General features: G+C 62.1%; 16 protein-coding genes. 9 read left to right on the top strand and 7 right to left on the bottom strand.

What is annotated here, in order from left to right:
* Nucleotides 1-108: 108 nt before the first annotated feature.
* The 8 genes from NKH93_RS02410 (at nucleotide 109) to NKH93_RS02375 (ending at nucleotide 6,231) form a co-directional block, all read left to right on the top strand.
* The gene (locus tag NKH93_RS02410) at nucleotides 109-612 is read left to right on the top strand and encodes a DUF2938 family protein (RefSeq protein ID WP_352968985.1); all 504 of its coding nucleotides are present in this window, start codon (nucleotides 109-111) and stop codon (nucleotides 610-612) included.
* Nucleotides 613-835: 223 nt separating this feature from the next.
* A complete protein-coding gene (locus NKH93_RS02405) occupies nucleotides 836-1,480 on the top strand; it encodes a 50S ribosomal protein L25/general stress protein Ctc (RefSeq protein WP_352469743.1) in 645 nt (214 codons plus the stop codon).
* Between the two features lie 23 nt (nucleotides 1,481-1,503).
* Nucleotides 1,504-2,229: an aminoacyl-tRNA hydrolase gene (pth, locus tag NKH93_RS02400; RefSeq protein ID WP_352921120.1), complete on the top strand. Its 726-nt coding sequence runs from the start codon at nucleotides 1,504-1,506 to the stop codon at nucleotides 2,227-2,229.
* Nucleotides 2,230-2,232: 3 nt separating this feature from the next.
* Entirely contained in the window at nucleotides 2,233-2,796 is a 564-nt protein-coding gene (locus tag NKH93_RS02395; protein ID WP_352968982.1) for a hypothetical protein, read from the top strand.
* Nucleotides 2,797-2,873: 77 nt separating this feature from the next.
* Nucleotides 2,874-3,977 (top strand): redox-regulated ATPase YchF, encoded by a 1,104-nt coding sequence (gene ychF / locus NKH93_RS02390; RefSeq protein WP_352469740.1) that lies wholly within the window; start codon nucleotides 2,874-2,876, stop codon nucleotides 3,975-3,977.
* A 217-nt stretch (nucleotides 3,978-4,194) separates the two neighbouring features.
* Nucleotides 4,195-5,169: a magnesium/cobalt transporter CorA gene (gene corA / locus NKH93_RS02385; RefSeq protein WP_352469737.1), complete on the top strand. Its 975-nt coding sequence runs from the start codon at nucleotides 4,195-4,197 to the stop codon at nucleotides 5,167-5,169.
* 133 nt (nucleotides 5,170-5,302) lie between these two features.
* The gene (locus NKH93_RS02380; protein WP_352921116.1) at nucleotides 5,303-5,764 is read left to right on the top strand and encodes a MaoC family dehydratase; all 462 of its coding nucleotides are present in this window, start codon (nucleotides 5,303-5,305) and stop codon (nucleotides 5,762-5,764) included.
* A complete protein-coding gene (locus NKH93_RS02375; protein WP_352921114.1) occupies nucleotides 5,761-6,231 on the top strand; it encodes a MaoC family dehydratase in 471 nt (156 codons plus the stop codon). The genes NKH93_RS02380 and NKH93_RS02375 overlap by 4 nt, the downstream gene beginning before the upstream one ends.
* A gap of 46 nt (nucleotides 6,232-6,277) precedes the next feature.
* Here the strand turns inward: NKH93_RS02375 and NKH93_RS02370 are convergent, their stop codons facing one another.
* The 4 genes from NKH93_RS02370 to petA all read right to left on the bottom strand — a co-directional run bounded on the left by NKH93_RS02370 (nucleotide 6,278) and on the right by petA (nucleotide 9,877).
* A complete protein-coding gene (locus tag NKH93_RS02370) occupies nucleotides 6,278-6,823 on the bottom strand; it encodes an adenine phosphoribosyltransferase (RefSeq protein WP_352469734.1) in 546 nt (181 codons plus the stop codon).
* Nucleotides 6,824-7,036: 213 nt separating this feature from the next.
* The gene (locus tag NKH93_RS02365) at nucleotides 7,037-7,909 is read right to left on the bottom strand and encodes a cytochrome c1 (protein ID WP_352541009.1); all 873 of its coding nucleotides are present in this window, start codon (nucleotides 7,907-7,909) and stop codon (nucleotides 7,037-7,039) included.
* Nucleotides 7,910-7,998: 89 nt separating this feature from the next.
* Nucleotides 7,999-9,300: a cytochrome b gene (locus NKH93_RS02360; protein WP_352541008.1), complete on the bottom strand. Its 1,302-nt coding sequence runs from the start codon at nucleotides 9,298-9,300 to the stop codon at nucleotides 7,999-8,001.
* Between the two features lie 16 nt (nucleotides 9,301-9,316).
* Nucleotides 9,317-9,877 carry a ubiquinol-cytochrome c reductase iron-sulfur subunit gene (gene petA, locus NKH93_RS02355; RefSeq protein WP_352921111.1) on the bottom strand — a complete coding sequence of 187 codons (561 nt, stop codon included), beginning with the start codon at nucleotides 9,875-9,877 and terminating at the stop codon, nucleotides 9,317-9,319.
* Between the two features lie 281 nt (nucleotides 9,878-10,158).
* Between petA and NKH93_RS02350 the strand changes: the two genes are divergently transcribed.
* Complete coding sequence (locus NKH93_RS02350; protein ID WP_352819963.1) at nucleotides 10,159-10,515, top strand: cupin domain-containing protein; 357 nt, start codon at nucleotides 10,159-10,161, stop codon at nucleotides 10,513-10,515.
* A 27-nt stretch (nucleotides 10,516-10,542) separates the two neighbouring features.
* Here NKH93_RS02350 and NKH93_RS02345 read toward each other — a convergent pair whose 3' ends face one another.
* Genes NKH93_RS02345 through NKH93_RS02335 form a run of 3 tightly spaced genes read right to left on the bottom strand, consistent with a single transcriptional unit; the run spans nucleotide 10,543 to nucleotide 14,649 of the window.
* Nucleotides 10,543-10,857, bottom strand: a complete 315-nt coding sequence (locus NKH93_RS02345) for a DUF6665 family protein (protein ID WP_352819916.1) — start codon at nucleotides 10,855-10,857, stop codon at nucleotides 10,543-10,545.
* Between the two features lie 22 nt (nucleotides 10,858-10,879).
* Complete coding sequence (locus tag NKH93_RS02340; protein ID WP_352819915.1) at nucleotides 10,880-12,763, bottom strand: ABC transporter ATP-binding protein; 1,884 nt, start codon at nucleotides 12,761-12,763, stop codon at nucleotides 10,880-10,882.
* Nucleotides 12,760-14,649, bottom strand: coding sequence for an ABC transporter ATP-binding protein (locus tag NKH93_RS02335; RefSeq protein WP_352921109.1), 1,890 nt, complete (start codon nucleotides 14,647-14,649; stop codon nucleotides 12,760-12,762). The genes NKH93_RS02340 and NKH93_RS02335 overlap by 4 nt, the downstream gene beginning before the upstream one ends.
* Nucleotides 14,650-14,665 lie beyond the last annotated feature (16 nt).

The raw sequence follows: 14,665 nt of genomic DNA, 5'->3' as shown, positions 1-14,665 counted from the left end.
CCGGCGCGGGGCCCAGCCTCGTGCCCTGAGGATTGCCAAGGCGTCGGGCGAAAGAACGCACTGGACTCCACGACAATAGGCGACACGGGTGAAACAAGAGATGCCAAAATGTTGGAGTTCGTTGTTCGTGCGGCCGTCGTTGGAATCGGCGCGACAGCCCTGATGGACCTCTGCGGATGGTTTCTGAAGCGAATGTTCGCGATTCCACCGCTTGATTACGCCTGGGTCGGCCGCTGGATCGGGCACTTTCCACATGGACGTTTTGCACATGCGAATATCGCACAAGCTGCCCGCGTTCGCGGCGAAACCGCCATTGGATACCGCCATTGGATGGAGTGCGCATTACGCGACCGGCATCGTATTTGCCGCAGCGCTGATTGGAGTGTGGGGCCTCGACTGGGCACGGCACCCGACAGTGCTTCCGGCCCTGTTGGTCGGCGTCTGCACCATCGTCGCCCGTTCTTCGTGATGCAACCGGCTTTTGGGATCATCGCGGCTTCGAAAGTTCCCAACCCGCGCACTGCGCGCCTGCGCAGCCTTATGGCCCATCTGTCTTTCGGGGTTGGGCTGTACGTTGCAGCATCGCTTTCGGCATTGCTACTTCCGGCCTGATGGGCCGCCCGCTTGCACCTCGCGCCGCCTTCCGCTATAGAGCCGCCACCCGCGTAGACACCCTTGGAGGCAACGCGGCGGAAGGCCGCCTTCCCGCATGATCCCGAAAAGTGGATTCCGGTTTTCGGACCAGGTCATGCGTTAGCTATGTCGGCTTTCGACGTTTACGGCCCCGGCACGTTGCCGGCCGCGAACGCTCCAGAACAACGCGAAAGGAAATGCCATGAGCCACGATACTTACGAGCTCAAGGCCGAAGCGCGCGAACAGGTCGGTAAGGGGTCCGCCCGTGCAGTTCGCCGCAACGGTAAAGTGCCTGCAGTGATTTACGGCGACAAGCAGCCTCCCCTGGCGATTGCGCTGACCTACAAGGACATCTACTACAAGATCCATGGCGGCGGGTTTCTGACCACGGTCGCCACGATCGATGTCGACGGCAACAAGATCCAGGTTCTGCCCAAGGATTTTCAGCTCGACCCGGTCAAGGATTTCCCTGTCCATGTCGATTTCCTGCGCATCGGCAAGGATACCGAAGTCAACGTCGATGTGCCCGTGCACTTCATCAATGAAGACAAGTCGCCCGGCATCAAACGCGGCGGCGTGCTCAACATCGTGCGCCACGAGGTCGAGTTCCACTGCCCGGCCAATGCGATCCCGGATTTCATCACCGTCGATCTCACCGGTACCGATATCGGCGATTCGATCCACATTTCGGCCGTCACCTTGCCGGCCGGCGTCAAGCCGGTGATCTCCGACCGCGACTTCACCATCGCGACCATTGCCGGCTCCTCGGCGATGAAGCCGGAGGCTGCGGAAGAGACGACTGAAGCGGCTGCGCCCGAAGCGGCTCCTGCCGCCGAAGAGAAGTAACCCCTTCCCGCCCGGAGGCGACGATGCTTGTCTTTGCAGGCCTCGGCAATCCGGGCGCGAAATACGCCAACAACCGGCACAATGTCGGCTTCATGGCGGCGGACGCGATCGCCCGCCGCCATTCCTTTTCGCCTTGGTCGAAGAAATTCCAGAGTCTGATTGCCGAAGGCACGCTTGCCGGCGAAAAGGTGATCCTGATCAAGCCGCAGACCTTCATGAACCTGTCCGGCCAGGCGGTCCGCGAAGCCTTGCGCTTCTACAAGCTCGGCCCTTCGGCGCTAACTGTCTTTTATGACGAGATCGACCTTGCCGCCGGCAAGGTGCGGGTCAAGGTCGGTGGCGGTTCCGGCGGCCACAACGGCATCCGCTCCCTCGACCAGCACGTCGGCAAGGATTTTCGCCGTGTGCGCATCGGCGTCGGCCATCCCGGCGTCAAGGAAATGGTGCACGGCCATGTGCTTGGCGATTTCGCCAAGGGCGACCGCGAATGGCTGGACGTGCTGCTCGACGCAATCGCCGATGGTGCCGGATTGCTTGCCAAGGGCGACGACAATTCGTTCATGAACCGCGTGACGCTGGCGCTGCGCGACAAGCTCACGCCGACGGACGACGACGATCGCCCGCCGCCCAAGGCGCCAAAGGCGCAAAGCCACGTCCGCCAGGCGCGGCCGCAGCAGCCGGCGGCCAAGCTGCCCGAAACCGGCCCGATGGCGGCCATGCTGAAGAAGCTTTTTGGCGGCAAGGACTGAGCCATGGATCTGGATGACATTCAGGAATTGGTCCGTCTCATCAGACAGAAGTATGTTGATTATTTCGTCACCGCTGCCGGCGAACTTGCTCGCAACAGCCAAGGATCGCATGCGACCGAAATCAAGTTTTCGAACGTCGATTCCTTCTATCGAAATTTCATCGCGGTTGATTTCGTCAGTGATGACGGACAGCCAAATCCGCAATTCATCAACAGCGATTCCTATGTGAAATTCTCTCCGGATATTCACGCCGGGATGGGTGGAATGGATGTCCTCATCTCACCTTTCAGGTGGGATGAGGTTCATTTTAAATTCCCTATAAATGAGCTCGACGGCGATCTCTTCGACGAATGGTTTCGCGGCTGGTTCGATATCGATAGCGAGCGTGAAACATCGGAGACCGTCGGAAACGTCATTCACAGTGCGCAATTGCTCGAGGGGCAACTGACCATCGATTTCGGAACCGCTGAGGTCGACGCGTTCTGGCATCTTCTGCAAATACTGAGCAGGTCCGGCGTTCGTTCGTTGGCGATAGGCACCGATGACATCGCGCAGCGTCTGAATTGAATTGCGCCTTGACGATCATCGGGGCTTTCGCCCATAGCCCTGATTAAATTTCGATTTCCCGATAGGACCAGACAAAAATGGGTTTCAAATGCGGCATCGTTGGCTTGCCCAATGTCGGCAAGTCGACGCTCTTCAATGCGTTGACCAGGACGGCGGCGGCGCAGGCCGCCAATTATCCGTTCTGCACCATCGAACCGAATACCGGCGAGGTGGCGGTGCCCGATCCGCGCCTGCAGAAGATCGCCGCGATCGGCAAGTCGAAGGAGATCATCCCGACCCGCATCTCGTTCGTCGACATTGCCGGCCTGGTGCGTGGCGCCTCCAAAGGCGAAGGGCTTGGCAACCAATTCCTCGCCAACATCCGTGAGGTCGACGCCATCGTCCATGTGCTGCGCTGCTTCGAGGATGACGACGTCACCCATGTCGAGGGCCGCATCGATCCTGTCGCTGATGCCGAGACCGTCGAAACCGAATTGATGCTTGCCGACCTCGACAGCCTTGAGCGCCGCATCGTGCAGATCCGCAAGCGTGCCGCCGGCAAGGACAAGGAAGCAGCGACCGCACTTCCGATGATGGAAGCGGCGCTTGAACTGCTGCAGGCGGGCAAGCCCGCCCGCATCCTGCTCAACGGCATCTCGGCTGAGGATCTACGCATCCTGCAGGGGCTGAATCTCTTGACCTCACACCCGGTGCTTTACGTCTGCAACGTCGCGGAAGCCGATGCCGCCACCGGCAACGCGCATACCAGGGCGGTCGAGAAGATGGCCGCCGCGCAAGGTGCCCGCACCGTTGTGATTTCCGCGGCGATCGAGGCCGAGGTCGCCCAGCTCTCGGACGAAGAGGAAATGGAATTCCTGGCAACGCTCGGTCTGGACGAACCCGGCCTGAACAAGGTCATCCGCGCCGGCTACGAGCTGCTCCAGCTCATCACCTACTTTACCGTTGGCCCCAAGGAGACACGCGCCTGGACCGTGCACAAGGGCGCCAAGGCGCCGCAGGCGGCAGGCGTCATCCACACCGATTTCGAGCGCGGCTTCATCCGCGCCCAGACCATCGCCTATGAGGACTTCGTCAGGCTAGGCGGCGAAGTCGCGGCCAAGGAGGCCGGCAAGGCGCGCGACGAAGGCAAGGAGTATGTCGTCCAGGACGGCGACATCATGCTGTTCAAGTTCAACACCTGAACCGGCGAGGGAGCCCAATGGTCACCATTGCCGTCGCTCGATGACAAACTTCAAAGCAGGGTGTCGCAGTGCCTCTTGCGCTGCTTGACGGGCCATCGTGCGGGGTCTAAGGGGCCTCTGCACCGGCCTCGCGCCTCGCCTGCCCGTGTCCGTGCGATGTGACTGACGCGCCCCCTCCAAACGAACGCTCTTTGGCAACAGCAAGGGAGACCCGGCGATGATCAAGGCCTTCGTCGTCGACAATGATCGCCTGCGCCTGGTCGACGATCTCGTGCAAAACAGCGACACTGTCGTCTGGGTCGACCTCTTCAACCCGACAAAGGAAGAAGAGACGACAATCGAGACCTGGCTCGGCATCGCCGTTCCGACCCGCGAAGAGATGGAAGAGATCGAGATCTCGAGCCGTCTCTACGTCGAGGACGGCGCCTACTTCATGACCGCCATTCTGCCTGCGCAGACCGAGGTGAACGATCCCTTGATGTCGCCGGTCACCTTCGTGCTCGCCGGAAGCAGGCTGATCACCGTGCGTTACCACGAGCCGAAGGCGTTCAAGACCTTTCCGCTGCGCGCCGAGAAGGTGGCGACCGGCTGCACCAGCGGCGACACCATCCTGATCGGACTGCTGGAGGCGATCGTCGACCGCCTCGCCGACATTCTGGAGCGCGCCGGCCGCGACGTCGAGGCGATCTCGCGCGACATCTTCGAGGCACGCTCGACCAAGGTTTCCAAGCGCAACCGCGACTTCCAGGAGCTGTTGAAAGGCATTGGCCGCAAGGAGGACCTCGCCTCCTCGATCCGCGACAGCCTAATCTCGCTGCAGCGCCTTGCCGGCTTTCTCGCCCATGCCTCCACGCAAAGCAGGATGAGCAAGGATACCCGCGCTCGCATCAAGACCTTGTCGCGCGACGTGCTGTCGCTCGCCGACCACGCCACGTTCCTGTCGCAGAAGATCAGCTTCCTGCTCGACGCGACGCTCGGCATGATCTCGATCGAGCAGAACGCCATCATCAAGATCTTCTCCGTCGCCGCTGTCATCTTCCTGCCGCCGACGCTTGTCGCTTCGATCTACGGCATGAATTTCGACATCATCCCTGAGCTCAAATGGCACTTTGGCTATCCCTTCGCCATCGGCATGATGGTGCTTTCGGCAATCCTGCCCTTCTGGTATTTCCGCCGCCGCGGCTGGCTATAGGGTCGTCAATACCGCGCTGCGGCTTGGCGCAGCGGGCTGGCGCAATAGAAATTGCTTGACCAAATGCCGCCCTGCCTGCATCCGGGACCCGGACCCGTAGCGATCGTACAATCCTGAACAGGATTTCCAGACCATGACCGCAAAAACCTGGGCTTATGAGGATTTTGTCGAGGGCGCTTCGCTCGACCTCGGCACCAAGCTGGTAAGCGCCGCCGAAATCATAGAATTCGCCAACGAGTTCGATGCCCAGCCGATGCATCTCGACGAGGCCGCGGGCAAGGCCAGCATCCTCGGCGGGCTGGCGGCTTCGGGCTGGCACACCTGCGCCATGTTCATGCGCATGCTGTGCGATGCCTTCCTGCTCGACTCGACCTCCCAGGGCGCGCCGGGCGTCGACCAGGTCAAATGGAAACGGCCGGTCCTGGCCGGCGACCTGTTGACCGGCAGCACCACCGTCCTTGCCAAGCGAGTGTCCAGATCGAAACCCCGCCTTGGCCTGGTGACCATGCGCAGCGAGTTGTTCAACCAGCGCGGCGAAGGTGTTTTCGAGCTCGAAAACACCGTCATGTTCCTCACCCGCGAGGGCAGTGCGTGAGCCTCGACGAATTCTTCTGCATCGGTATCACCGTCACGCTCGGTTCGCATCGATTCGAACCGGAGGCGATCAAGGCGTTCGCCCGCAAATACGATCCGCAGATATTCCATATCGATGAAGAGGCGGCGAGGAACAGCATATTCGGCGGGCTCTGCGCCTCGGGCTGGCACACCGCCGCCACCTGGATGAAATTGAACCTCCAGGCTGGCATAGAGGCAGAGGTCGCCCGCTGGCCCGGTCCCGGGCCGGTGCCCGAATTCGGTCCCTCGCCCGGCTTCAAGAACCTCAAATGGCCCAAACCTGTCTATGCCGGGGAAACCGTGACTTTCACCCGCACCGCGCTGGCCCATCGCCCCATCGCCTCGCGACCGGGCTGGCGGCTGCTGACGCTCCGCTCGGAGGCCTTCGATTCGAGCGGCGACAAGGTCATCGAATTCGAAAGTGCCGTGCTGGTGAAGGTGGAGTGAGCGGAGTTCTTCCCTTCTCTACAAGAAGGGGAGAAGGAAGAAACGCTCAATGCCCCTCAAACCCGATCAGCGTCCTCACCGGTACGCCGAGCGCCTCTAACCTCTCGCGGCCGCCAAGGTCCGGCAGGTCGATGACGAAGCAGGCGGCGAGGATGTCGGCGCCGATCTGCCGCAATAGCTTGACGGCCGCCTCGGCCGTGCCGCCGGTGGCGATCAAATCGTCGACGAGGATTACCTTCTCGCCTGGAGAAACACCGTCTTTGTGCATCTCCATCTCGTCCAGCCCGTATTCCAGGCTGTAGGCGACGCGCACCGTCTCGGAAGGCAACTTGCCCTTCTTGCGGATCGGCACGAAGCCGGCCGAGAGCTGGTGGGCGATGGCGCCGCCGAGGATGAAGCCGCGCGCCTCGATGCCGGCGATCTTGTCGATCTTGAGGCCGGCATAGGGATGCACCAGTTCGTCGATGGCGCGGCGGAAGGCCCGCGCATTGCCGAGCAGCGTGGTGATGTCGCGAAACAGGATGCCCGGCTTGGGATAATCCGGAATGGTGCGGATCGCGGCAAGCAGCGTCTCTTCGAGCGAGGATTTCATCAAGCGGCTCTCCGGGCCTTTCAGATTCGGCTGAAGACGTGAAGGGAATGGGCCAATCGTAACCCGGTGCAGCTAAGTCCGGCTACCGCCATGTGACGCCTGACGGAAAATTGTCCGGCAAAAGGGCCACTCTGCGCCGGCAGCGATGAATCGACATGCCTGCAATGAGAAGGGCGTCTTTCGACGCCCTCGCATTCTCGTAAATCGCAGGGCTCAGTGCGCCACGCCGGCCCACACCTTGCGCTTGGTCAGGTAGACCAGTGCGCCGAACAGCAGCAGGAAGACCAGTACGCGAAAGCCGGTCTTCTTGCGGTCCTCGAGGTGTGGCTCGGCCGCCCACATCAGGAAGGCCGACACGTCACGCGAATACTGGTCGACCGTCTGCGGCGCGCCGTCATCATAGGTTACCTGGCCGTCAGAGAGCGGCTTCGGCATCTTCAGCGACACGCCGGACAGGAAGTACGGATTGTAGTACGTGCCTTCTGGTATGACCATGCCCGCCGGCGGCTGCTGGTCGTAGCCGGTCAGCAGCGAGTGGATGTAGTCGGGGCCGCCCTGGGCATACTGGGTAAAGATATCGAAGACGAAGCGCGGGAAGCCGCGTTCGACCCCGCGCGCCTTTGCCAGCAGCGACATGTCGGGCGGTGCTGCGCCGCCATTTGCCGCCGCCGCCGCCTCCACATTGGGGAACGGCGCCGGGAAATGGTCGGACGGCTTGCCGGGACGATCGAACATGTCGCCGGCATCGTTCGGTCCGTCATGGATCGTATATTCGGCCGCCAGCGTCTTGATCTGCGCATCCGAATAGCCAAGGCCCACCAGTGTACGGAACGCCACCAAATTCATCGAATGGCAGGCCGAGCAGACTTCCTTGTAGACCTTCAGCCCGCGCTGCAGCTGGGCCTTGTCGTAGGTGCCGAATGGCCCGGCGAAGCTCCAATCCATTTCCTCCGGTTCGTGTATCGGGAAATGCGTCGGCGCCGCCTCATTGTGCGCCTCTTCCTGGGCGCTGGCTCCAGTGCTTGCGGCACCCATGCCCGCGGCCAAAAGGCCAAGCAGCGCCAGCGAGGAGAGAATCTTCTTCATGCCAAATCCCCTTGAGATTCTCTGACGCGCCGTCACCGTCTCGAGCATGACCTTGTCCGAGTACCGGTTTCCACTTTTCGGAATCATGCTCAGCCCTTGGTTTCCGGCGCGGTCGTGGCGCCGGCAGGATGTCCACCGCCGCCCTTGTTCTTCTCGAGCACCGCCTCGGTGATCGAGTTCGGCAGCCGCCGCGGCTTTTCGATCAGCCCGAGCACCGGCAGCGCTACCAGGAAGAAGGCGAAGTAGAACAGCGTCGCCATCTGCGCCATGAATACATAGCTGCCCTCGGCCGGCTGCGAGCCCAGCCAGCCGAGCAGGATGGCGTCGGCCACGAACAGCCAGAAGAACAGCTTGTACCAGGGCCGGTAGACTGCCGAGCGCACCTTCGAGGTGTCGAGCCACGGCACCAGGAACAGCATGACAATCGCGCCGAACATGCAGAGCACGCCGCCGAGCTTGGAGTTGATGGGCCCGATATTGAAGGTGATAGCGCGCAGGATCGCGTAGAACGGCAGGAAGTACCATTCCGGCACAATGTGGGCCGGCGTCTTCAGGGGGTTGGCAACGGTGTAATTGTCCGGATGGCCGAGATAGTTCGGCAGATAAAAGACGAAATAGGCGAAGACGAACAGGAACACGATCATGCCGAACCCATCCTTGATGGTCGCGTAAGGCGTGAAGGCGAGCGTGTCGGTCTTCGATTTGACCTCGATGCCGGTCGGATTGTTCTGGCCGACGACGTGAAGCGCCCAGATGTGCAGCACGACAACGCCGGCGATCATGAACGGCAGCAGGTAATGCAGCGCAAAGAAGCGGTTCAGCGTCGGATTGTCGACCGCGAAGCCGCCGAGCAAAAGCTGCTGGATCCAGTCGCCGACCAGAGGTATGGCGGTGAAGAAACCGGTGATGACGGTGGCGCCCCAGAAGCTCATCTGGCCCCAGGGCAGCACGTAGCCCATGAATCCGGTCGCCATCATCAGCAGGTAGATGATACAGCCGAGGATCCACAGCAGCTCGCGCGGCGCCTTGTAGGAGCCGTAGTAGAGCCCGCGGAAGATATGGATGTAGACGGCGACGAAGAAGAACGACGCGCCGTTCGAATGCAGGTAGCGCAGCAGCCAGCCCGAATTCACGTCGCGCATGATCTTTTCGACCGAATCGAAGGCGAGAGTGCTGTCGGCCGCATAGTGCATGGCCAGCACGATACCGGTCAGGATCTGCGCCGCCAACATAAGCGCAAGGATGCCGCCGAAGGTCCAGGCATAGTTCAGGTTGCGCGGCACCGGATAGGCGATGAAGCTGTCATAGACCAGCCGCGGGAGCGGCATGCGGGAATCGAACCAGCGTCCGATACCGGTCTTGGGCGTATAGGTCGAGTGTCCCTCGCTCATCGAAATATCCCTTGCCTCAGCCGATACGGATCTTGGTGTCGGAAACGAATTGAAACACCGGCACCGCCATGTTCTCCGGCGCCGGTCCCTTTCGGATGCGGCCGGCCGTATCGTATTGCGAACCGTGGCATGGGCAGAACCAGCCGCCGAAATCGCCTTCCTGGCCGAGCGGGATGCAGCCGAGATGGGTGCAGACCTGGACCATCACTATCCAGGCTTCCTTGCCCGGCGTGGTCCGGTTGGCGTCGGTTGCCGGCGCGTCGGCCGGCAGGTTGGCATTGCGGGCAATTGGATCCTTGAGTTCGGCGAGATTGACCGCCTCGGCGTCCTTCATCTCCTTTTCGGTGCGGTTGCGCACGACAACCGGCTTGCCGCGCCACTTCACGACGAGCGACATTCCCGGCGTCAGCGAGGAGACGTCGACCTCGACCGAGGCGAGCGCCAGCGTCGAGGCATCCGGGCGCATCTGGTCGATGAATGGCCAGGCAACGGCGCCCGCGCCGACCACTGCGGCCATGCCGGTGGCGACGTAGAGAAAATCACGACGGTTGGGATCCTGGGTGTCGGTTGCGCTCACGGGTGCCTGATCCTTTCGCCTCTTCCGTGCCGGCGGCCGAGCCTTGTTCCCCGCTCAATCGCGCCGGCCCGACAGCGCATGGCGAACAGGCTAGCGAATTCCTCCGGCATTTGGGACTTGGGTTTATGCGTGAAGCCTGTTTTTGTCCAGACGGGTGAAGGCACAAGGGCAGATTGTCGCGGGGGCGTAATTCGCACGGCGGAACGATTGGAAAACAGCAGCAAAACCAAATGGCTGCGTTCGCCTCGACAGCTGGCGCTGGCCCGGTTTATCCTCGGCCTATGGCGCATGTCATAGACCGCGGCAAATGGGCCGAAGCGCCCGACCGCTGGCCCGACCACTGGCAGGGCGAGCTGCAAGGCGGAGCTTACGGCTCCCGCAGCTGCCTGATCTTCAACTACCTGCCCGAGATCGGCGGCGGCCCCAGGCTGCACAGCCATCCCTATTGCGAGATTTTTATTATCCGGACCGGCACCGGCCTGTTCACCGTCGGCGACCGGCAGATCGAGGCCACCGCCGGCCAGATCCTGGTCGTACCGCCGAACACGCCGCACAAATTCACCAATGTCGGGCCCGGCCCGCTGGAAACCACCGACATACACGAGAACGGCAGCTTCATCACCGAGTGGCTGGAATAACGCTTCTCAAACCAGTTCCGGTTCGGATCATGCGCTGGCGCCGAGCCTGGCCAGCACGGCGTTGGGAATGTTGTATTCCCGGATCACCGCGTCGTGCTTGCGAAGGCCGCAGAGTTCGCGCTGGATGAAATACCCGTGCACCGCTTCGGCTGCATCCCTGAGCAGCCGGGCGCGGTCGACATCGTCGCAATTCTCGCGCAGCCTCGTCAATGTTTCCTCGACGCGCCGGCCGGCGCGGCCGAGCGCGGCCGCCTTCTCGCCGAGGATTTCATGGCCAAGCAGGTCCAACGCGCTCTCCTGCGCGCCGGACCGTCCGAAATTCGATGGCATTCTCACCGCCATGGTCTACTCCGGTCTTTAGAAACTACTCCGCCGGCCGGGTCTCGGCCAGCGCGCTCTCCTCGTTGAACAGGAAACCTCCGGACTGCCGCTTCCACAGCCTGGCATAGAGCCCGTCGAGCCCGACCAGCTCGTCATGCGTGCCTTGCTCGACGATGCGGCCCTCGTCGAGCACCACCAGCCGGTCGAGTGCCGCAATGGTCGACAGCCGATGCGCGATGGCGATGACCGTCTTGCCTTCCATCAGCCTTGCCAGATTTTCCTGGATCGCCGCCTCGATGTCGGAATCGAGCGCCGAGGTCGCCTCATCGAGCACCAGGATCGGCGCATCCTTGAGGAAGACGCGGGCGATCGCCACGCGCTGGCGCTGGCCGCCGGAGAGCTTGACGCCGCGCTCGCCGACATAGGCCTCGTAGCCGATACGATCGCGATTGTCGCGCAGACCGAGGATGAACTCGTGCGCCTCGGCCTTCTTCGCTGCCGCGACCACCTCGGCGTCGGTCGCTTCCGGCATGCCGAGCTTGATGTTGTCGCGCAGCGAGCGGTGGAAAAGTGCCGTATCCTGGCTGACGACGCCGATATTGGCGCGCAGCGAATTCTGCGTGACCCTGGAGACGTCCTGCCCGTCAATGGTGATCTTGCCGCTCTCGAGGTCGTAGAGGCGCAGGATCAGATTGACCAAGGTCGTCTTGCCGGCGCCGGACGGGCCGACCAGGCCGACCTTTTCGCCCGGCCGCACGACGAGGTCGATGCCGTTGAGCACGCCGGACCCCTTGCCGTAGTGGAACTCCACATTGCTGACGTTGATGCGCCCGCCGCCGACGACAAGCTCTTTCGCGTCCGGCGCATCGGTCAGGCCGAGCGGCTGTGAGATCAGCGCCTTGGAATTCTCCAGCACGCCGAGGTTCCGCAAGATGCCGTTGAGCTGCATCATCAGCCGGCCGAGCAGCATGTTCAGCCGCAGCACCAAAGACAGCGTGAAAGCCACGGCGCCGACTGTGATCGCACCCTCGACCCAGAGATAAACGGCAAAGCAGGCGATCGCCGTGATCATAATGCCCGACAGCATCGTCAGCGCCATGCGCACGCCGGTCAGCCTGCGGGTGAACGGGCGCAGCGCGTCGAGATAGATGTCGAAGCCGTTCCTGATGTAGCGGTCGTCGCCATCGGCCGAGAACAGTTTCAACGTCTGCACGTTCGAATAGGAATCGACAAGGCGGCCGGTGATCATCGAGCCGGCTTCGGCGGTGGCTTCGGCATGTTTGCGGATTGCCGGCAAATAGCGCCTGGCCAGAAAGCCGAAGGCGGTAATCCAGATCACCACCAGCACCGCCAGCCGGAGATCGAGCCCGGCGACCAGCGCCAGCGTCGTCACCGTATAGACGACCATGAACCAGACCACCTCGATGAAGCTTTCCATCAGATCGCCGGTCGCCTGTCCCGCCTGCCAGACCTTGGTCGCGATACGCCCGGCAAAGTCGTTCTGGAAGAAGGCGTAGGATTGGCGCGAGACATGGCGATGCGCCTGCCAGCGCACCAGATTATAGAAACCCGGCGTGATCGTCTGCTCGTCGACCAGCGCCGACAGGCCGACGACAATGGTGCGGATGACCAGCACCACCGCGATCATGAAGACAAGTTCCGGGCCGGCGGCAGTCCACAGAGCGTGCCAGCTGCGTTCACCGGGAAGCTGGTCGAGGATGTCGACCAGCCGCCCGACGAAATAGAACAGTCCGGCTTCGACCAGTGGCGCGATGCCGCCGATCACCAGCATGGCGAAGAAGGCGATCTTCGCCTGCCCGACATAATGCCAGAGGAAACCCCTGACGCCGGCAGGTGGGCGAAGGTCCGCAGGCTCGCGGAATGGATAGACCCAGTTCTCGAACCAGCGGTAGATGGCAGTCATCATTCGGCGGCTTCACCCTTGGCGATTGCATCGTTGGCGGCTGCATCGTTGGCGGAGGGGCCGTCGTCGAGCAGGAAGCCGCCCGACTGGCGCTGCCAGAGCTGGGCATAGAGCCCGCCGCTGGCAACCAGTTCCTCATGCGAACCTTCCTCGATGACGCGGCCCTTGTCCATAACGACGAGCCGGTCCATGGCGGCGATCGTCGACAGCCGGTGCGCAATGGCGATGACGGTCTTGCCTTGCATCAGTCTGTAGAGGTTCTCCTGGATGGCCGCCTCGGCCTCGGAATCGAGGGCGGAGGTCGCTTCGTCGAGGATAAGGATTGGTGCGTCCTTCAGCATGACACGGGCTATGGCGATGCGTTGCCGCTGGCCGCCGGACAATTTGACGCCGCGATCACCGACATGCGCGTCGAAACCCTTTCGACCGTTAGAATCCGACAATCCGGCGATGAAATCCAGCGCCTCGGCGCGCCGCGCCGCCTCGATCAGCATCTGGTCGCTGGCGTCCGGCCGGCTATAGAGGATATTCTCGCGCACCGAGCGATGCAGCAGCGAGGTGTCCTGCGTGACCATGCCGATCTGGGCGCGCAGCGAGTCCTGCGTCACCGCCGCAATGTCCTGGCCGTCGATCAGGACCTTGCCGCTTTCGAGGTCATAGAAGCGCAACAGAAGATTGACCAGCGTCGACTTGCCGGCACCCGAACGGCCGACGATGCCGACCTTCTCGCCCGGCTTCACCGTCAGCGACAGGCTTTCGATCACGCCCTTCTGCTTGCCATAGTGGAAGCGGATGTCCTCAAAACGGATCTCCCCCTTGGTCACGGCAATATCGTTGGCGCCAGGCCGGTCTTCGACGAGGCGCGGCAGCGAGATCGAGGCGATGCCGTCCTGCACCGTGCCGATATTCTCGAACAGCGTGGACATCTCCCACATGATCCATTGCGACATGCCCCAGAGCCGAAGCACGAGGCCGATGACCAGGGCGACGGCGCCGATCGTCACGACTTGGCCGAGCCACAGCCATAGCGAGATTGCAGTGACCGAAAACAACAGCAGCGAATTCAGGACGTAGAGCAGGCCGTAGAGCTGCGTCACCAACCGCATCGACCGGTAGACTGTATCGAGAAAGCCGGCCATACCGTCCTTGGCGAAGGATGCCTCGCGCCGCGCATGCGAGAACAGCTTGACCGTCTGGATGTTGGAGTAGCTGTCGACGACACGGCCGGTCATGGTTGAGCGCGCATTAGCCTGCTCCTCGCCGACCTTGCCCAGCCGCGGGATGAAATAGCGCAACAGCAGGACATATCCGGCAAGCCAGACGGCAAGCGGCGCAGCCAGCCGCCAGTCTGCCGAGCCGACAATGAACAGCATGCCGAGAAAATAGACGACGATATAGTTGAGCACATCGATGAGCTTGATGACGCACTCGCGCACCGCGAGCGCGGTCTGCATCAGCTTGGTCGCGATGCGCCCGGCAAACTCGTCCTGATAGAAGCTCATCGACTGCTTGAGCAGGTAACGATGCACCTGCCAGCGGATACGCATCGGATAATTACCCATCAGCGTCTGCTGGTTGAGCAGCGAATGGAACCAGACCGTCGCCGGCAGCGCGAAAACCACGATGAAGGCCATCCCGGCCAGCTTCAAGCCTTCGGTCTGCAGGAACGTCTCGCGATTCTGTCCGGACAGCCAGTCGACGATCCGGCCCATGAAGCCGAACATCCACACCTCGGCAAGGGCGATGGCCGTCACCAGTACCGCATCGAGAGCGATGTAGGGCCACGCGCCGCGCGTATAATGCACGCAGAAGGCGATCAGTGTCCGCGGCGGCTCGACCGGCTCCTTGGCAGGGAACGGATCGAGCCTTTTTTCAAACCAGCTAAACATAGAGATGCTCACAATA

The sequence above is a fragment of the Mesorhizobium sp. M0954 genome (genome assembly GCF_040319155.1).
Taxonomy (GTDB): domain Bacteria; phylum Pseudomonadota; class Alphaproteobacteria; order Rhizobiales; family Rhizobiaceae; genus Mesorhizobium.
Note: the sequence above shows the minus strand (reverse complement) of the source record. Positions and strands in the feature narration are given on the sequence as shown.